14 protein-coding genes are annotated in these 17,589 nt (G+C 70.3%); 6 read left to right on the forward strand and 8 right to left on the reverse strand.

Annotated elements, in window-relative coordinates; all coding sequences use genetic code 11:
- Positions 1 to 2,081 (reverse strand): ATP-binding protein (locus VGR06_RS34420; protein ID WP_327563372.1); only part of this gene is annotated, 2,081 nt, incomplete at its 3' end.
- A 65-nt stretch (positions 2,082 to 2,146) separates the two neighbouring features.
- Between VGR06_RS34420 and VGR06_RS34425 the strand changes: the two genes are divergently transcribed.
- A complete protein-coding gene (locus VGR06_RS34425) occupies positions 2,147 to 3,052 on the forward strand; it encodes an aminoglycoside phosphotransferase family protein (protein ID WP_327563373.1) in 906 nt (301 codons plus the stop codon).
- Here VGR06_RS34425 and VGR06_RS34430 read toward each other — a convergent pair.
- The 3 genes from VGR06_RS34430 to VGR06_RS34440 form a co-directional block, all read right to left on the reverse strand.
- A complete protein-coding gene (locus tag VGR06_RS34430) occupies positions 3,017 to 6,001 on the reverse strand; it encodes a BNR-4 repeat-containing protein (protein ID WP_327563374.1) in 2,985 nt (994 codons plus the stop codon). The two genes, VGR06_RS34425 and VGR06_RS34430, sit on opposite strands and share 36 nt — an antisense overlap.
- Before the next feature lie 113 nt (positions 6,002 to 6,114).
- The gene (locus VGR06_RS34435; RefSeq protein ID WP_327563375.1) at positions 6,115 to 6,354 is read right to left on the reverse strand and encodes an endonuclease domain-containing protein; all 240 of its coding nucleotides are present in this window, start codon (positions 6,352 to 6,354) and stop codon (positions 6,115 to 6,117) included.
- A 160-nt stretch (positions 6,355 to 6,514) separates the two neighbouring features.
- On the reverse strand, positions 6,515 to 6,718 hold the full coding sequence (locus VGR06_RS34440) for a hypothetical protein (RefSeq protein ID WP_327563376.1): 204 nt from the start codon (positions 6,716 to 6,718) through the stop codon (positions 6,515 to 6,517).
- Between the two features lie 477 nt (positions 6,719 to 7,195).
- On the opposite strand from VGR06_RS34440, the gene VGR06_RS34445 reads away from it, so the two are divergent.
- Positions 7,196 to 7,984 carry a DUF2182 domain-containing protein gene (locus tag VGR06_RS34445; RefSeq protein WP_327563377.1) on the forward strand — a complete coding sequence of 263 codons (789 nt, stop codon included), beginning with the start codon at positions 7,196 to 7,198 and terminating at the stop codon, positions 7,982 to 7,984.
- Positions 7,985 to 7,990: 6 nt separating this feature from the next.
- Here VGR06_RS34445 and VGR06_RS34450 read toward each other — a convergent pair whose 3' ends face one another.
- The 4 genes from VGR06_RS34450 to VGR06_RS34465 all read right to left on the reverse strand — a co-directional run bounded on the left by VGR06_RS34450 (position 7,991) and on the right by VGR06_RS34465 (position 12,870).
- On the reverse strand, positions 7,991 to 8,116 hold the full coding sequence (locus tag VGR06_RS34450; protein ID WP_327563378.1) for a hypothetical protein: 126 nt from the start codon (positions 8,114 to 8,116) through the stop codon (positions 7,991 to 7,993).
- A 92-nt stretch (positions 8,117 to 8,208) separates the two neighbouring features.
- The gene (locus VGR06_RS34455; protein WP_327563379.1) at positions 8,209 to 8,829 is read right to left on the reverse strand and encodes an L-threonylcarbamoyladenylate synthase; all 621 of its coding nucleotides are present in this window, start codon (positions 8,827 to 8,829) and stop codon (positions 8,209 to 8,211) included.
- A 35-nt stretch (positions 8,830 to 8,864) separates the two neighbouring features.
- Complete coding sequence (locus VGR06_RS34460) at positions 8,865 to 10,391, reverse strand: glycosyl hydrolase 53 family protein (protein ID WP_327563380.1); 1,527 nt, start codon at positions 10,389 to 10,391, stop codon at positions 8,865 to 8,867.
- A 133-nt stretch (positions 10,392 to 10,524) separates the two neighbouring features.
- Positions 10,525 to 12,870, reverse strand: coding sequence for a glycoside hydrolase family 3 N-terminal domain-containing protein (locus VGR06_RS34465; protein ID WP_327563381.1), 2,346 nt, complete (start codon positions 12,868 to 12,870; stop codon positions 10,525 to 10,527).
- 158 nt (positions 12,871 to 13,028) lie between these two features.
- Between VGR06_RS34465 and VGR06_RS34470 the strand changes: the two genes are divergently transcribed.
- The 4 genes from VGR06_RS34470 to VGR06_RS34485 all read left to right on the forward strand — a co-directional run bounded on the left by VGR06_RS34470 (position 13,029) and on the right by VGR06_RS34485 (position 17,295).
- Positions 13,029 to 13,784: an SDR family NAD(P)-dependent oxidoreductase gene (locus tag VGR06_RS34470; protein ID WP_327563382.1), complete on the forward strand. Its 756-nt coding sequence runs from the start codon at positions 13,029 to 13,031 to the stop codon at positions 13,782 to 13,784.
- Between the two features lie 349 nt (positions 13,785 to 14,133).
- Positions 14,134 to 15,678 (forward strand): class I adenylate-forming enzyme family protein, encoded by a 1,545-nt coding sequence (locus VGR06_RS34475; RefSeq protein ID WP_327563383.1) that lies wholly within the window; start codon positions 14,134 to 14,136, stop codon positions 15,676 to 15,678.
- 247 nt (positions 15,679 to 15,925) lie between these two features.
- On the forward strand, positions 15,926 to 16,414 hold the full coding sequence (locus tag VGR06_RS34480; protein WP_327563384.1) for a SigE family RNA polymerase sigma factor: 489 nt from the start codon (positions 15,926 to 15,928) through the stop codon (positions 16,412 to 16,414).
- Between the two features lie 14 nt (positions 16,415 to 16,428).
- Positions 16,429 to 17,295 (forward strand): hypothetical protein, encoded by an 867-nt coding sequence (locus VGR06_RS34485; RefSeq protein ID WP_327563385.1) that lies wholly within the window; start codon positions 16,429 to 16,431, stop codon positions 17,293 to 17,295.
- Positions 17,296 to 17,589 lie beyond the last annotated feature (294 nt).

The following is a 17,589-nucleotide window of genomic DNA, read 5'->3' on the forward strand; positions in this document are numbered from 1 at the left end:
GGTGGGAGCTTGCGGAGGGCCAGCAGGGAGCGGGTGGCTTGGGGGCCGTGGACGGTGAAGGTGTAGGCGGTGCAGAGGACGGCGGCCGCGCGGGTGACCTCGACGTGCTCGGGTTCGGGGCGGTAGTGGGAGATCAGGTGGGCTATGTCGGTGGTGAGCGCGGCCATCCGCAGGTACAGGGAATCGACGGTCCAGAGGGCAGCGAGCACGGCGGCGGTGGCCATGACGGTGGGGCCGTCGTCGTGGGCGAGGCCGTAGCGTAGGGCCAGCACCAGGTTGTCCATCTCGGCGCGGACCAGCTCGGTCGCGGGGCGTGGGTCCGGGCCGATCGGCGAAGCGTGGTGGGTGCGGCCGAAATCCCTTGCCCAGCCGAGGAAAGCATCGATCACACGGTCCGTCTCGCCGGCCGCCTCCCGGGCGGCGGTGCTGAACTCGCGGACCGTTTCGAGCATACGGAAGCGAACGCCGGATGGGGTTTCGTCGAGTTTGAGCAGGGACTGGTCGACCAGGTGCTCCACAGTGGACAGCGCATCGCGGCCGAGCATGTGCTCCGCGGCCTCGGCGGTGAATCCGCCGGGGAAGATTGACAGGGCGCGCATGGCCGTTTGGCCGTCGGGGTCGAGGAGGTTCCAGCTCCAGTCGACGACAGCGTGCAGGGTCTGGTGGCGTCGGGGTGCGTCCCGAGGTCCGCCGCGCAGCAGCGTGAACCGGTCCTGGAGGCGGCGGGCGATCTCGGCGACCGACATGACGCGGACGCGGGCCGCCGCGAGCTCGGCGGCGAGGGGCAGGCCGTCGAGGTGGCGGCACAGCTCCGTCACGGTGGCGTCGTCCAGCTCCACCCCGGGTCGCGCCGCCCGCGCACGCTGGCGGAACAGCTCGGCCGTGACCGGCAGGCTGAGCTCCGGCAGCGGGTAGACCGACTCCGAGGACAGGCCGAGCGGGGCCCGGCTGGTGGTGAGGACCCGCAGGTCCTTCGTCATCGATACGAGCGCGTGGGCGAGGTCGGCGGCGCCGCGGATCACGTGCTCGCAGTTGTCCAGCACGAGGAGGGCGGGGCCGGGTCCGAGGGCGGCGACGATGCCGCTGAGCACACCGGTGTGGCGGGACTCCCGGACGTCGAGGGCGGCGGCGACCTCGGCGGCGACGTCGTTGTCGGCGCTGACGCCGGCGAGCGGGACGAAGTGGACGGTGCGCTGCTCGGCCTGGTTGCTGACCACGTGGGCGAGGCGGGTCTTGCCGAGACCACCGGGGCCGATGATCGAGGTGACCCGGGCGGTGTGCAGGAGGGTGGTCACGGCGGCGACGTCGTCGGCACGGCCGAGCAGCGGGTTGGGTTCGTGCTGGACGCCGTGCCGGACGGTGGGTGCCTGGTCACGCAGCAATTCCTGGTGGGCGGCCTGGAGTGCGGGGCCGGGGTCGGTGCCGAGCTCGTCGCGGAGGGTCCGGCGGTACGCCTCGTAGCGGGCCAGCGCCGCGGCCGGGCCGAGCGTGGCCGCTTCGCCGTGCAGCAGCTCGAGCAGCACCTCCTCGTCGCGCGGGCGTTCGGCGGCGAGGTCGGTGAGCGCGGGGACGGCCTCGGCCCGCCGGCCCAGCCGGGACAGCGCCAGCGCGCGGCCCCTGACCAGCTCGCGGTGGGTGCGGGTGCGCTCCGCCCGCAGCGCGGCGAGCGGGTCGTTCAGCCCGCTGTCGCCGGCCCCGTCCCACAGCGCGAGCCCGGCCTCGGCCTTGACGAGCGCCGCCGCATGATCGCCTTCCCGGGTGTGCTCCGCGGCCGCTCGGGCGTGCAGGAGGAGGGCTGAGGTGTCGACCTGCTCCTCGGTCAGCGCCAGGCGGTACCCCGTGGGGGTACGGACGATGACGTCGGAGCCGAGCTGGCCGCGGACCCGGGAGACCAGGACCTGCAACGCTTTCGGCGGGTTCTCGGGCTGCTCGTCCGGCCACAGGGCGTCCACCAGCACGGTGGCGCCGCGCCCGGTGCGCAGCTCGCCGGCCAGCAGCGCGAGCAGACCCCGCAGCCGGGGACCGGTGATCTCCCGGCCCTGGAACGCCACCCGCGGCAGCAGGGTCAGCTCGATGGCCACGACCGCAGGTTAGCGGGGCGAAAACCCGTTGCGCCCAGCTCGCTCGATCCGCATGCTTCCGCGGCGTGTCCCGTCCCGAGATCGATGCGAACCTGGCGCGGCGGCTGGTGGCCAGCCAGTTCCCGCGGTGGGCCCACCTTCCGGTGACCGCGGTCGAGGCCGACGGCTGGGACAACCGCACCTTCCGGCTCGGCGACGAGCTGACCCTGCGGCTGCCGAGCGGCGACTGGTACGCGCTCCAGGTCGACAAGGAGCAGCGCTGGCTCCCGGTGCTGGCCGCGCGGCTCCCGCTGCCCATCCCCACCCCGGTCGCCCGGGGCGAGCCGGACCTCGGCTACCCGTACCCGTGGTCGGTCTACCGCTGGCTCGACGGCCACCTCGCCGACCGCACGAACATCGCCGACCTGACCGCATTCGCCACCGACCTCGCCGAGTTCCTGGTGGCGTTGAGCCGGATCGACCCCTCCGGCGGCCCCGAACCCGGTCCGCACAACTTCTTCCGCGGCGGCCCGCTGTCCACCTACGCCGAGGAGACCCACCGCGCCATCGACGCACTGGGCGACGAGATCCCCCGCGACGCGGCGCTGCGTGCCTGGGACGACGCCATGGCGGCCACCTGGCACGGCGACCCGGTCTGGTTCCACGGCGACGTCGCCACCGGCAACCTCCTCACCCGCAACGGAAACCTGGCCGCCGTCATCGACTTCGGCACCAGCGGCGTCGGCGACCCGGCCTGCGACACCGTCATCGCCTGGACCCTCTTCGAAGGCCCCAGCCGTGACGCCTTCCGCACGACCCTCGGCGCCGACCCCGCCACCTGGTCCCGCGGCCGCGGCTGGGCGTTGTGGAAGGCGCTGATCACCCTGGAACCGGGCAGCCCGGACGGTGCGGTGCCGCGGCGGGTGATCCGCGAGGTGCTGGTCGACCACGCGGGGTCAGCCGAGTTGGAAGTCGGCGACGCGGATGGGTGATGGCGTGGTGCCGCTGGAACGTTGTTGGTACTGCACGGAAAGCACGTTCTCGGTGGTGAGCCGGGAGGCGTCGACGTTCACCTCGCTGAAGGCGTTGGAGCCGTTGAACACCAGGGTCCAGTCGGTCCAGCCGCTGGCCTTGGAGGCGCTGACGATCCGGGCGAACGGCAGGATGAGGTAGGCGTTGTCGTTGTGGTCGAAGACAATCTTGGTGCGGCCGGTGGAGTTCAGCGGGACCGGGATCTCGCGTTTGGTCCAGGTTCCGTTGGCGGTGCGGACCAGGTGGAAGGCACGGCCCCAGCGGGTGCGGTCGGCGGCGTAGCCGGTGACGCACTGGGTGAACCGGCCGGGCACGTAGCTGATCACCACGTGCGGCACGCCGGCCGAGTCGATCGCCTGGCTCTCCTGGTTGATCAGCCCGTGGTTCGGGTCGAGCGGGTCGACGATCAGGCTCGGCGACACCGCGACCGGCGAGGAAACCGCTTGCCCGGTGTTGTCGCGCCAGGTGCGGCCGCGGTCGTCGCTGAACACGTAGCCGGTGTCGTGGTTGGTCAGCCCGCCCTGGTTGCACAGCACGCCGGTATTGCCCTCGCGCCAGGTGAACGCGGCGTGCAGCCGGCCGCCGGGCCCGTAGGTGATGCCGTGCAGGTACATGTTGCGGGTGGTGCTGGTGACGCCGTTCGGCGCGGTCCACGAGCCGGTCGCCGACGTCCACCGGCCGAGCCTGCGCCAGGTCGTGCCGTCGTACTCGGCCAACTCGTTGGTGCCGTTGCCGGAGCCGCCGGTGCGGTAGCTGAGCTGCAGCCGCCGCTCCGGGGTGATCACGAACTGCGGGTAGGTGATCGTGCCGAGCTCCACTCCGTCCAGGTTTCGTTGCACCGCACCGAACCGGGCCGGCGACCAGGTGCGCGACGCCGGAGCGGTGACCAGCCCGGCCTCCGACTTGACGTAGAACACGGTGGTGTTGTGGGTGTCCATGGCCACGTGCAACCGGCCGTCGGTCGGCGAGATGCCGAGCGAGATCACGTTGTGCGAGTCGTCGGTGGAGAGCCGGTGCGGCAGCACGGCCTTCGCCCACGCCCCGGCGGGTAGCTGGCGGCGGGCGACGACGGCACTGCGGTCCGCGGTGTACCAGGCGGTGTACTGGTACCCGGCGAAGCTGAGGATCGCGTCCTGCTGGAACGACTCGTTGTTGACCAGACCGTCGAACGACACGAAGTACAGCGCGGTGGCGTCGAGCTGGACGTCGCGCAGCAGCGTCACTCCGGGCGCGGCGGAAGCATTCTGTCCACTATAGACGGTTGCGGTCAGGGCGAGGCAGGTGGCCAGCAGGGCGCGGATCCTCATGACTCTCCTTAGACGATCGTGCAGGGCGTTCCGTTTGAGCGTGAACGAGGTCGGCTTCGCCGTGTTCCCAGTGTGCGTGGCCTGGAAGCCGAAATCGCGGACCGTTCCGCCATTGGCCGGGATCGCCGCGTTGAAGCCGACGTTGCGCGCGGTGACCTGGCCGGAGGTCGGGGTGTACGTGGCGTTCCAGGTGCTGGTGATCACCTGGCCGGCCGGCAACGTGAACGTCAATGACCAGCCGTTGATCGGGGTGGTGCTGGTGTTGGTGATGGTGAAGTTGGACGTGAAGCCAGTGTTCCAGGCGTTCATGTCGTCCCGGACCGTGCACCTTCCCGGCGGGGGCGGCGGGTCGCCGATGATGGTCGACGTCGTCGAAGACGGCGGGGCACCGGTCGGCGCCGTCCACGGTATCTGGGCCGGGGTGGGCGCCGGGTACGGCACGCTGTCGAACGTCCTGGAGACTGGCAGGTTGCGCAGGAACTTGTCGGCGAAGTCCATGATCGCGTTGTAGTCGTTGATGTCGATCTGGTGGCCGCCGGGCCGGTAGGCGATGCCGATCCGGTCCGGGACGCCGAGGAACTGGTAGACCTGCTTCGCCCCGCGGTAGGTCAGGCCGGAGCCCTGCGGGTTGGTGCGGATGTCCGAGCCCTCGGTGCCGCTGGTCGCCAGCATCGCGCGCGGCGCGATCAGCGCGATCAGCGAGTGCTGGTCGAACGGCAGCCGGGTGGCCTGGTTGCGGAACTGGGCGAACCGCGGCGTGAACCAGTACGCGGCGCCGAGGATGTCCTCGAGCTTTTCGTCGTTGGTGTTGTTGGTGAAGAAGAACCGGTACTCGCCCATCCCGGCCGTCCCGGACGACCCCGGCACGGTCAGCGCGATCCGGTCGTCGAAGGCGCCGGTGACCGCGGCCGCCTTGCCGTACCGCGAGTAGCCCGAGATGCCGACCCGGCTGGTGTCGATCTGCGGTACCGAGCGCAGCGCGTCCAGCGTGCGGTGCGCGCCCCACGCCCACGCCATCAGCACACCGGTGTCCACGTTCGTGCCGTTGTACAGCGTCCAGAACGCGCCGGTCTTCGACGTGCTGTCGGCGGCGATATCGTTCGGGTTGATGGCCACCTCGGCGTAGCCCCGTGCGGTGGCGCTCGCCGCGAGCCCGTTGAACAGGATGATCGCCGGGAACGGGCCGGTGCCACTGGGCAGCCGCAGGGTCGCGTTGAAGCTCGCGGTCCGGCCGTTGGCCTGCACGGTCACGGTCAGCGTGTTCCCGCTGCGGGTACCGGTGACACTGGTCGGCGCGGGCGGCAGGTGCCCGTATTCGTAGTCCTGCAACAGTTCTCGGAGTTGGGCTCGCCGGCAGCCCGTCCAGTCGCCGGGGCTCTCGATCCGCGTGCCGTCGAAGAGCCGGAACGGGTCGGGCAGCTCCGAGACCGCCGGCAGCGAAGCAGGTGCGGGCAGCGTGGACGGCAGCGGAGTGCAGGTCACGGCCCGCGCCGGCGGCGGACCGAGCGCGGACAGCGCCACCGTCGCGGCCACGGACACCACGGCGCTGATGATCGCGACGAACACCGCCCTGCGGCGGCGCAAACTGAACGAGACGTGCATGGGTGCCCTCCCTGTTCGAGCAAGCGTCGAATTCCGGAAGCCACCCGAAACAACTCTAAAACGATCCAGCGCAGCAGGTCAACGATCAGCGATATACCTGTCTAATTGCCAGCTCAACGACCTTTGCGTCGTCGGAACGTTCCCGGAATTGTGCCGAAACGTTTCATATCGGTCATGCCGCGGCCTGGCTGTTGAGCACCCGTGCGCACGTCGTGGATCACCCGATCCGGCCGGTGGGTCAGGTCGCTCCAGGTGAACCGGAGCACCGTCCAGCCCGCGAGCACCAGCACGTTCTGCCGCTGACGATCACGTCTGAACGCTTCGGCGTCGTGATGCCACGCCCATCCGTCCACTCGATGGCGACCCGCCGCTCGGGAAAGGCAAGATCGAACCCGAAGCCACCGAGCCGGTAATGCTGCCGCCAACCGTCGATGCCGGCGTTCCGCAACAGGGTGATCGCCGCACGCCGGTCAGGTCAGCCCGCGCATCACGACGCGGTCGGCCTCAGGCAGCTCACCGTGTCGGACCCGGACGCCTCGTCCAGGCCGCAATCCCCGCCGCGACCGGCGGCGGATCCGGCCACAGCCGGTGCCACCGCGCCGCGGCCAGGCCGGTGATCGTTCCGCCGTCGCCCGCCCACAACCCGACGGCGAGAATCCGCGCCTCGTCGGTCAGGTCGCGATCGGCGGCCAAATAGACGCCAGGACGCACGGTCAACCACCGACTCGAGGCGAGCCGCCGGTCAATCTGATCCTCCGACATCCCACCGGCCCGGGCTTGCCGCCTGCTGATCACCCCGAACTGGCGCCGCAGCACCCACTCAACGGATACGAGGCGCAGTCTGCCGCCGAGCACCGACAAGTGCCGGGCATGATCGCTGAAACGTTGCCGTCGCCCGCGCTGGACCCGTCGAGCCCCACGAACCCACCCCCCACCCCATTCCGGGTGGGGGCCCGACGGCCAGTCTAGCGGCGGAAACGGGGTGGGTGATCGACTTTGGGTGGGGTGTGGACAACTGGGTCGGATGTGGATGACTGTCGGAGCGGGGAATGGCGGCCATGCTTGGGCGGCTGTGGGTGGGTTAGGCCGCTTGGGCCCTTTTCTGGGGTTGGTGTGGATCTCTAGGGTCGTCTGGTTGGGGGGCCGGCATGAAGGGTGAGGGCGATGGTCGTCGAGCAGCGTGGGTTTGGCTATATGCGTGGCCTGAAGGGGCAGCAGGTGGTTGTGGCGTCCATTTTGCTGGCGGTGGTTGTCGCGTTGGGCTGGTACTTCATGGTGGGGCAGGCGCGGGACGCCGGCGACGCTATGGCTGGGACGATGGGGATGTCGGTCGGGGCGTTTCTGGTGATGTGGCTGCCGATGGTGGTGGCGATGATGTTCCTGACCGTGGGGGTTTCGGCGGTGTCCGCGGTGGTGGGGGACCGGGCCAGTGTGGGGCTGCCGGTGGTCACAGCGCGGGCGGCGATATTTCTTGTGGTGTACCTGGCTGTGTGGATGGTGTTCGGGCTGGCCGTTTACCTCGTGCTGGTGGGCGCCAGGGAAATTGTGTCGATCTCGCCGGAGAACGAGAAGTGGCTGGCGGCGGGGGTTTACCTGGTGGCCGGGGTGTACCAGTTCCTGCCGGCGAAGGACCGGTGCCGGGAGTCGTGCCGGGCGACCACGTGCTCCGGGTTGAACGAAACGGCGACACCGGGCGGGCGGATCGGGAACGTTGTTACCACGGCGACCCGGCATGGGCTGACCTGCATCGGGTGCTGCATCGGATTCATGGTCGTGCTCATCGCGGTGGGCATGACGAACTTGCTCGCGATGGCGTTGCTCGCGGTGGTGATTTTCGTTGAGCGGTTTGTCTACCCGCGGACGGTCACCCGGATCGCGGGCGCGTTGCTGATCCTGGCCGCGGTGCTCACGCCGTTCGTGGAATGGCTGCACCCCGGCCTGCCCGGGTCGGGAGCCGGGGACATGCCGAGTGAGCCGATGTAGCGGCGGTCAGCTGCTGGGCTGGCAGCCCTCCTGCTCGCACTGGCAGTCGGCGCCCAGCGGGCAGGTGCAGGTCTCGTGCTTGTTGCCCTCGGGGCAGCTCGGGCATCCGGTGCAGAACACGGGGTCCGGCATGGCGTTCCCCCTACTCGCACTCGATCAGTGCGTTCATGCTAATGAGCGCATGGAGGGCCGCGGTGACGTTCGCCTGAATGGCCGCACCGGGCTTACTCGAACCGGCTGGGGTCGCCTGCGCCCTTGCGGACGATCTCCGGCGTGTCGCGGGAGAAGTCGATGACGGTGGTCGGTTCGGTGCCGCAGGGGCCCGCGTCCACGACCGCGTCGAGGAGGTGGCCGAGTCGGTCGCGGATCTCGGTGCCGAGGGTGAGCGGGGCCGGCTCGCCGGGGAGCAGCAGGGTGCTGGACACCAGCGGCTCGCCGAGCTCGGCGACCAGGGCCTGGGCCACGATGTTGTCCGGGATGCGCACGCCCACGGTGCGCTTGCGCGGGTGCTGCAGGCGGCGCGGCAGCTCGTTGCTGGCCCGCACGATGAAGGTGTAGCTGCCCGGGGTGGCCGCCTTGATCGCGCGGAACACCGCGTTGCTCAGGTATACCAGCGCCCCGAGCTGCGCGAACTCGTGGCAGACCAGGGTGAAGTGGTGCCGCTCGTCCAGCGACCGGATGCTCCGGATGCGGTCGAGCGCGGCCCTGTTGTCCAGCCGGCAGCCGAGGGCATAGCACGAGTCCGTGGGGTATGCGATCAGCCCACCGCCCCGCACGATCTCGGCTGCCTGGCTGATCGCGCGGGGTTGTGGGTTCTCGGGGTGTACCTCGAAGTACGTCGCCATGGGACAGAGCTTAGGCGTGCGTGCTGAACAGCCCTTCAGCCGCACGCGACCTGGGCCCGGTACTGGGCGCAGGCGGTGAGCGGGTCGGCGAACTGGACGGCGGGCAGGGCGTCGCCGTCGAAGTCGAACATCGTGAGGTTGTCGTTGGGGGTGCCGGCGCCCGGGGTCCAGCCGACGCCGGGGATCCATTCCGGCTGCCAGTAGAACACGCCGAGGCCGCGGTTGTTCGGGACCGCGTCGAGCAGGGACGCGAGGTCGGACACGAACGCCAGCTGACCGCCCGGGGTGGCCGGATAGCCGGGGATGACCTGGCTTTCCTGCCACAGGAAGTTGCCGGTCTCGTCGCCCTGCTCGAGCGTCCACCCGTACTGCGTCTCGACGATGGCGACCGGCTTTCCGTACCGCGTGGCCAGGTCGTTCACGTTCGTGCGCAGCTGGGTCATGGTGCCGTGCCAGAACGGGTAGTAGGACAGCGCGACGATGTCGAACGGCACGTGCTGCGCCACGACGTTGTCGAAGAACTGCCGGCTGAACGCGTTGTCTCCGCCCTGGTCGAAATGGATCTGGATGAGCGGCGTCGGGCCGGCCGCGTCGCGCGCGCCCGCCACACCGGCGCGCAGCAGGGTGCCGAGCGCGTCCCAGCCCGCTCCCGTGGTCCAGTCCAGTTGGCCGGTCGGCCAGAGCATCCCGTTGCGGATCTCGTTGCCGATCGCCACCATGCTCGCCGGCGTGTGCTGCGCGGCGAGCGCGTCGAGCACGTCCCGGGTGTAGCCGCGCACCGTGGCCGCCAGCGTGCTCAGGTCCTGGCCCTGCCAGGCGCCCGGCGTCTCCTGTTTCTGCGGGTCGGCCCAGAAGTCGGAGTAGTGGAAGTCCAGCAGGATCTTCATCCCGGCCGCGCGCGCCCGCCGGGCCATGGCCAGCACCGAGTCCAGGTTGCTGTACCCGCCGGGCGGCGCGTTCCACAACCGCAGCCGCACGTAGTTCGACCCGTGCGCGGCCAGGATCCGCTCCGGCAGCGCGGTCACGCCCCGGTCCCGGAAGGTGTTGCCGATCGCCGACTCCTGGATGGCGAACGACAGGTCGTCGCCGAGCACCATCGTGCCCGAGGATCGGGCCAGCACCCGCACCTCACCGACGCACGACGCGGTGGTCACCCGCACGAACCGCGCGCTCACCCGGTCCGGGAACCAGGTCGGCGTGTTCCCCGCGACCGTGGCCGCCGGCCGGACGGACCGCAACCGTGCCAAGGAGTTGCCGGCTTCGACACGTATCTGGCCGCCGTCCACCAGTGTGACGCCGAACCCTTCCAGTCTCCGCTCGCGGACGAGGTCCACGGTGATGGACGCGGTCCCGCCCGCTGGACACCAGCTCGTGGCGCCATCGCCGTCCACGGCCAGCCCCGCCTCGTGCCCCACCAGTTCCGAGGATGCCGAGGCAGTCCCGCGCAGCGCGACGTTGACCACCGGCCCCGATCCGTGATCCGCCACCGCGATCCCGGGTAGCAACCCCAGGACCGTCAACGAGGACACGAACGACACAGCCACGACACGCCATCGAGTCATGCCCATACGGTGGCTGGTGTCGCTTTGTGAGTCAACGAGTGTGGTTCTGTTCGATTGGTATTCGACAGGGGGCGGAGTGCGATGAAGGGGGCCTTCCTCACGTCCAGCGTGAGGAAGGCCCCCTTCATCGCACTTAACGGACCTGGAAGTCCGCGCTCATGGCGTCGACCTGTACCTGGTAGGCGCCGGTCGGCACCTGGGGCCGCGCGGTGGAGTCGATGTCGCCCTGGGTGACGGCGAGGACCGAGGCCGGGAACGACAGCTGCACCGTCCGAGACTGGCCAGGGTCGAGGGTGACCTTGGTGAAGGCCACCAGGCGTTGCGGCGGCACGACCGTGTCGTTCACCGGCTGGCGCACGTAGACCGGGACCGTCTGGGTGCCCGCCCTGCTGCCGGTGTTGCGCACCGTGACGCTGAGCCGCACCGTCCCGTCGCGCCGCACGGACGGGGTCGCCACGGCCAGGTCGCTGTTCGCGAACGTGGTGTAGCTCAACCCGAAACCGAAGGGCCACAGCGGATTATACTGGTTGCCCTGCCCGGACGCGGTGCTCGGCAGCTGGTCGAACGTCTTCGGCTGGTCACCCAGCGGCGACGGGCAGTTGCCGCAGAAGTCACCACCGGGCGCGTCCGCCTCGGACGGCCAGCTCACCGGGAGCCGGCCGCTCGGGTTGATCCGCCCGAAGATCACGTCGGCCACCGCGGTGCCGGCCTCGGTGCTGCCCTGGTAGGCCATGATCACGCCGTTGGCGTCCCGGCCCGGGCCGAGGGCGAGCGGGCGGCCGGCGAGCACCACCACGATCACCGGTTTGCCGGTCGCCTGCAGCGCGCTGATCAGGGCCTTCTGGTCGGCGGGCAGCGCCGGCGACGGGTTGTCACCGAGGCCCTCGGCGTAGGCCTTCTCGCCCACCGCGACCACGACCGCGTCCGCGCCGGCCGCGGCGGCCACCGCCGAGGCCTGGTCGGGTGCGAACGTCACGTTCGGACCGGCCGCCTGTAGTCCTTTGAGGACGGTGGTGCCCGGCGGGATCTGGTCCGCCGGTCCCATGCAGCACACGTGCCCGGCGCCGAACACGCCCTGCCAGCTCACGCTCCAGCCGCCGAGCTGGTTGGTCATCGAGTCCGCGCTCGGCCCGGTCACCACCAGCCGCGAGTTCTGCGGCAGCGGCAGCACGTTGTTCTGGTTGCGCAGCAACGTGATCGACTGCTGCGTGGCCTTCAGCGTGGCGTCCCGCCCGGCGGTCACCGCGGCGTCGGCCTTGTCCGGATCCACGTAGGGGTGGTCGAACAGGCCCAGCTCAAACTTCAGCTTGAGAATCCGCCGCACCGAATCGTTGATCCGCCGCTCGGACACCAGGCCGCGCTGCACGTCCTGGATCAGCCCGTTCTGCCAGCCGCGGAAGTCGTTCGGCGTCATCGACATGTCCACCCCGGCGTTGACCGCCTTGGCGATGGCCTCCGGGAAGTCCGCGGCGATGCGGTAGTTGCTGGCCAGCGCCGGCACGTCGCCGAAGTCGCTGATCACCACGCCCTTGAAGCCCATCCGCTCGCGCAGGAGCGTGGTGAGCAGGAAGTGCGAGGCGTGCGCCGGCATGTTGTTGACTGAGCCGGAGTTGACCATGACGGTGGCCGCGTTGGCGTCGATCCCGCCCTGGTAAGACGGCAGCAGGACGTCCTGCAGGTACCGGATCGGCAGTTGCGCCTCGACCCGGTCGTGCCCGTTGAGCGACTGCGAGTACCCGGCGAAGTGCTTCACCGTGGCGACCACGCCGGTGCCGTCCTGCATGCCGCGGACGAACCCGCCGCCGAGGGCCGCGGAGAGCACCGGCTGCTCGGCCCAGGTCTCATACGCCCGGCCCCACCGGTTGTCCCGGTATAGGTCCTGCACCGGCGCGAAGTCCCAGGTCCACCCGGTCGCCTTGAGGCCGCGGGCGGTCACCGCGCCGCCGGTGCGGGCCACCTCGGGATCCCAGGTGGCGCCGATCCCGATGGACTGCGGGAACAGCGGCGCCTCGAACGGGTGCCCGAAGCCGTGCACCGCGTCCACACCGAAGATCACCGGGATGTGCAACCGGGAGTTGTCGATGGCGTAGTGCTGGATCGTGTTGTACCACTCCGCCCAGCCCCGCCCGGTGTTGCTCGGCGGGTTGTCCGTGCCGCCGGCCAGGATCGAGCCGGTGAAGTTCTTGATCAGGACTTCCTGCAGGCAGTTCGGCTGGAGCGCGTCGTTGTTGCCGCCGGAGTTGCGGCAGTTGCCGTCCGCGGGGTTGCTGCTGTCGCGCAGCGCCCCGGTGACGATCTGGTCCATCTGGCCGACCTTCTCGGCCAGCGTCATCTTGCGGAGCAGGTCCTCGACCCGCGCGTTGACCGGCGCGTGCGAGTCGAGGTAGGAGGCGGTGTCGGTGTCCGGCGCCGCGGCCGCGCCACTCAGCGAGGGCGCCGCCACGACGATCGAGGCGAAGCACAAGGCCACCCCGGCCACTCGTGTCGATCTGACTAGTCCATGCAGTTTCATCAGTTCACCACCCGTGGGCTAATTTGTGGTGACCCACAACATATTCGTGCTGTTACGCCATGGCAATCACCAAGTCACACCCGGTACGACACCCGAGGGCCCCGCGAGTTCGACACACTGGGGCGATGGAAAAGGTTGCATGGGTGACCGGGGGAGCGTCGGGGATCGGGGCCGCGGTGGTCGAGCGGCTGGCGGCGGACGGGGTGCCGGTGTTCGTGGCGGACGCCTCGGCGGTGCCGGACGGATCGCTGGCCAGCGGCGCGGACCTGGTGGACGTGCGGGACCGGGGCGGGCTGGCGCGCTCCTGCGCCCGGGCCGCGGCGGCGGGGGACGGGCTGGGGCTGGCCGTGCTCTGCGCGGGCATCGGCGGCACCGACGGGTCCACCTGCGACACCGTGGATCTCCAGTCGTACCAGCGGATCGTGGACATCAACCTGACCGGCGTGGTGCACGGGATCGGGGTGGCGACGCCGCACCTGCGCGGCGGCGGGTCGATCGTGGTGCTGGCCTCGCTGGCCGGGCTCACGCCGTACCCGGACGACCCGTTCTACGCCATGACCAAGGCCGGGGTGGTCGCGCTGGTGCGCTCGCTCGGGCCGGTGCTGCGTCGCGACGGCATCCGGATCGCCGCGATCTGCCCCGGTTTCGTGGACACGCCGATGGTCGCGCCGTTCCGCGAGGTGTTCACCGCGGCCGGGTTTCCCTTGCTGGAGGCGAAAACGGTTGCGGACGCGGTGATCAGGGCCGCGGGCGAGGGGGACGGTGGCGAGTGCTGGGTGGTGCAGCCCGGCCGGGAGCCGGTGCCCTACGCGTTCCGCGGCGTGCCGGGCGCGGTCCGGGCGGACGGGACCGTGCCGGCGCTGCCCGGATCGGCGAGATAGCCGGTCTAAACCGAAGTTGCTGTGACTCTGTGTAGAACTTCGCCCGCTCACCTGCGAAAACGCGGCGATCGAGCCGAATTCTGTAGCCAGAAACGACTTGCGTTCTGGCTACAGAACCGCCATCGTGAGCGCGTCGTTGCGCCGAGATGATCACTTCTCGGCGGGCGACCCGTTGGCATGTAGACAGAAAGTCGACCTGCAGCCAACACTGTCTGCCCAGTTCAGATACGGCGCGAAGTTATTTGATCACTCGTAACTTCGGTCTAAACCACTTGGGGGTTGTGGACGCGGCGCCGAAGGTGTTTCGTCAGGGGACAGGTCAACGCCGACCGTCCACTTGGGAGTGACCATGAGCAGCTGGCCACCCGGGTTGCCCACCACTCTTGACTATCCCGAGGTGCCGGTGGGAGCGATCCTGCTCGGCTCGGCCCGCCGGTACGGCGCGCGGACCGCGTTCGCCGCGGGCGGCGTGGAGCTGAGCTTCGCCGGGCTCGCCGACCGGGCCATCCGGGTGGCGAACGGGCTGGTCGCGAGCGGCGTGAAACCCGGTGACCGGGTGGCCCTGCGGATGCCGAACTGCCTGGAGTACCCGGTGGCGTACTTCGGTGCACTGCTCGCCGGCGCGGTGTTCGCACCGGTGAACCCGCTGCTGCCGGAGCCGGCCGCGGCCGCGCAGATCGCCGACGCGGGCGCGGTGTTGACGCTCACCGCGGCCGACGTCCCGCCGCTGTGCCTCGGGCAGCCGGGCACGCCGCCGGCAGTCGATCTGGACGTGCGGAACGATCTCGCGCACCTGGCGTACACCGGCGGCACGACCGGGGTGTCGAAGGGCGTGCGGCTGCCGCACCGCAAGGTCGTGGTGAACGCTCTGCAGTATGCCTGCTGGGGAACGGGTTCGGTGCCGGCGCTGGACTCCGAGGGCGGGCTGGTGCTCGACCAGGTCGGGCCCGAAGAGGAGTGGCCGGTGCGGCTCGGCAGCGGCATCGCGATCAACCTGACCCCCTGGTTCCACGCCATGGGCACGATCGCGGGGCTCTCCGTCCCGGTGCTCACCGGCACCACGCTGGTGCTGCACGGCCGGCTCGACCCTGCGCAGTACCTGGCCGACGCCGAGCGGCTCCGGGTCACCTCGATGGGCGGCGCGCCCGCACTCTTCGCCGCGCTCCTGGCCTGCCCGGACATCGGCAAGCGGGACCTCTCCTCGGTGCGCGCCATCGGTTCCGGCGCCGCGCCGATGCCGGTCGAGATGAGCCGCCGCCTGCACGACCTCGCGCCGGACGCGGTGATCAGCGAGGGCTACGGGCTCACCGAGGTGACCATGGGCGCCACCGGCGGTCCCACCCACCGCTCCGGCCTGCGCAAGATCGGCACCGTGGGCGTGCCGATCTTCGACACCGAGATCCGGATCTCCGGTGGGGACGGCGACCGCGGCGAGGTGTGCATCCGCGGCCCGCAGGTCATGACCGGCTACCACAACCGCCCCGACGCCACCGCCGAGGTGCTCGTCGACGGCTGGCTGCACACCGGCGACATCGGCACGGTGGACGCCGACGGCTACCTGTCCATCGTGGACCGAATGAAGGACATGCTGCTGTACAAGGGTTACAACGTCTACCCGCGGGAGATCGAGGAGCTGCTCGCCGCCCACCCCGGCGTCCTCGCCGCCGCCGTGGTCGGCCGTCCCGACCCCGCCGTCGGCGAGCTCCCCGTGGCGTTCGTGGTCCGCGCCCGCCCCGACCTGGCCGACACCGAGCTCATGGCCGCCGTCAACGACCAACTCGTCCCCTACAAGCACCTCCGCGAGATCCACTTCGTCGACTCCATCCCCGTCTCCGCCGCCGGCAAGATCCTCAAACGCGAGCTCCGCACCCGCCTGGCCCAGCCGAAAGGCTGAACATCCATCACCGGCAATTGCGGAGCGTCATTTCGCCGACCGGGATCGACCGGGCGCTGATTCACCTCGACGCAGGCAGAGCCAGGTCGTCAGCACCGGGCACCGTCGACCTCGCCGTCGCCGCCAGTCCCCGGCGACACCCCGCTCCCGCCGGAGGGGCCGTGCGCCGCGCACGGCCCCTCCTCGTCGTGCAACCTCCCTGGCGTGTGCGAGCGTGACTAACCCGTAGCTACGCACCGGAGGGCCGATGGATGATCGAGACCGGGCGTTCGCCGAGTACTTCGGTACGCGGTCGGACGCCCTGCGCGGGACCGCCTACCTGCTCTGCGGCGACTGGCACCGGGCAGAGGACCTGGTCCAGACCAGTTTCATCAAGCTGTACCGCGCGTGGAACCGCATCGCCGGGCACCACACGCTGGACGCCTACACGCGGCAGATCCTGGTGCGCACGTTCCTCGACGAGAACCGCCGCGGGTTCTTCCACCGCGAGCGGGTGACCAACACGCCGGCCGACCAGGCGGCCACGCCGAACGGCAATCCCGAGGACCGGATCGTCCTGCTGTCGGCGCTCGCCCGGGTGCCGGCCCGGCAGCGCGCCGCACTGGTGCTGCGGTACTGGGAGGACCTGTCGGTCGAAGAGACCGCGCAGGCCATGCGGTGCTCCCCGGGCACCGTCAAGAGCCAGGCGTTCCGCGGCCTCGAGGCGCTGCGCGGCCTGATCCCCGCTTCCATCTGACGCGAGAGGAAACCATGAACGAGGAGGAGCTCAAGCACGCCCTGCGCGGCGTCATGACCGCCACCCCGAAGCCCGCACCCATGAACGGAACGGCGGTGCTCGACGCCGCCCGGCACGCCCGCCGGCGCCGCCGCGCGACCCTGGCCGGCGCGGCCAGCGCCGCGGCCGTGGTGCTGATCGTCGCCGGCGCGATCATCGTGCCGAGCCTGACCCGCGACGGCGGCGGGTCGACGTTCTTCGGCGCCGGCGGCGGTCCCGCCGTCCAGCCGACCAGCAACACCGTCGCGAACCCCCCGGACACGAAGACATCGTGGCCGGACGGCCAGACCGACCGGACCGCGCGCCAGGGTCCACGCGCCGACAAGGCCACCGAGCTACTGGCCCTGGTGGACGCCTCCGTGCCGCCCGCATGGCGGGCACCGGCAGATCTGAAACCGGCCCCCGGCGTGGACTGGTCCGGCGGCCTGCGGATGCAGCAGGCCCAGTTCGCCGACCAGGTGGGCGACAAGCAGATCTGGGAGTACCTGGTCTCAATTCCCGTTGGCGCCAACGGAAAATGGGGCCACCTGGTAGTCGAGGTGCACACCCCCGGCAACCAGGACACCGGCGAAGGCTGCGACCTGACCGCCAAGTTCTGGGGCATGGGCGGCCAGTGCGAACTGGTCCCGGTCGGCGACAAGCAGATCGGCGTAGCAGTGCACCCCACCGGTGACGACCGCCTCGACCAATGGGCCGCCTACCGCCACCCCGACGGCACCGTGGTATTCGTCGCCCAAGCCAAGTCCTACTTCATGACCGGCCTCCCCGCCACAACCGAACTCCCATTCACCCCCCAACAACTCGCCGCACTCGCAGCCGACCAAAAATTCCACCTCACCTGACCAGAAAACCACCCGCTCCGCCGGCCAAAAACGATACCGGCACCGACGAGCGCCACGGCGAGCCGCAGGCGGCGCCGTGGCGCCTCTCTTTCTTCCCTCTGAAATTCTAATGTTCCTTAGAAAGGTGACCATCATCTGCCCAGTGCGGGAGACCAGGGCCGTTTCAAGATCGTTTGGGTAGCGCCTCAGGCGGTGCTACCCGAGGCCGGTGGCGTGCCGGTGGTGCTGAGCCGTGCGGCACCTCAGTGTCCATTGTGGAGTGGATGCGAGGAAGGCGTCCTTTCTCACGCCCAG

It is taken from the genome of Actinophytocola sp. (assembly GCF_036002505.1).
Classification (GTDB): domain Bacteria; phylum Actinomycetota; class Actinomycetes; order Mycobacteriales; family Pseudonocardiaceae; genus DASYTH01.

Bases quoted from the DNA above. Each gene is read 5' to 3' on its own strand.
- VGR06_RS34430 (WP_327563374.1), bottom strand. From the start codon at position 6,001: ATGCACGTCTCGTTCAGTTTGCGCCGCCGCAGGGCGGTGTTCGTCGCG.
- VGR06_RS34445 (WP_327563377.1), top strand. From the start codon at position 7,196: ATGCGTGGCCTGAAGGGGCAGCAGGTGGTTGTGGCGTCCATTTTGCTG.
- VGR06_RS34450 (WP_327563378.1), bottom strand. From the start codon at position 8,116: ATGCCGGACCCCGTGTTCTGCACCGGATGCCCGAGCTGCCCCGAGGGC.
- VGR06_RS34455 (WP_327563379.1), bottom strand. From the start codon at position 8,829: ATGGCGACGTACTTCGAGGTACACCCCGAGAACCCACAACCCCGCGCG.
- VGR06_RS34460 (WP_327563380.1), bottom strand. From the start codon at position 10,391: ATGACTCGATGGCGTGTCGTGGCTGTGTCGTTCGTGTCCTCGTTGACG.
- VGR06_RS34470 (WP_327563382.1), top strand. From the start codon at position 13,029: ATGGAAAAGGTTGCATGGGTGACCGGGGGAGCGTCGGGGATCGGGGCC.
- VGR06_RS34475 (WP_327563383.1), top strand. From the start codon at position 14,134: ATGAGCAGCTGGCCACCCGGGTTGCCCACCACTCTTGACTATCCCGAG.
- VGR06_RS34480 (WP_327563384.1), top strand. From the start codon at position 15,926: ATGGATGATCGAGACCGGGCGTTCGCCGAGTACTTCGGTACGCGGTCG.
- VGR06_RS34485 (WP_327563385.1), top strand. From the start codon at position 16,429: ATGAACGAGGAGGAGCTCAAGCACGCCCTGCGCGGCGTCATGACCGCC.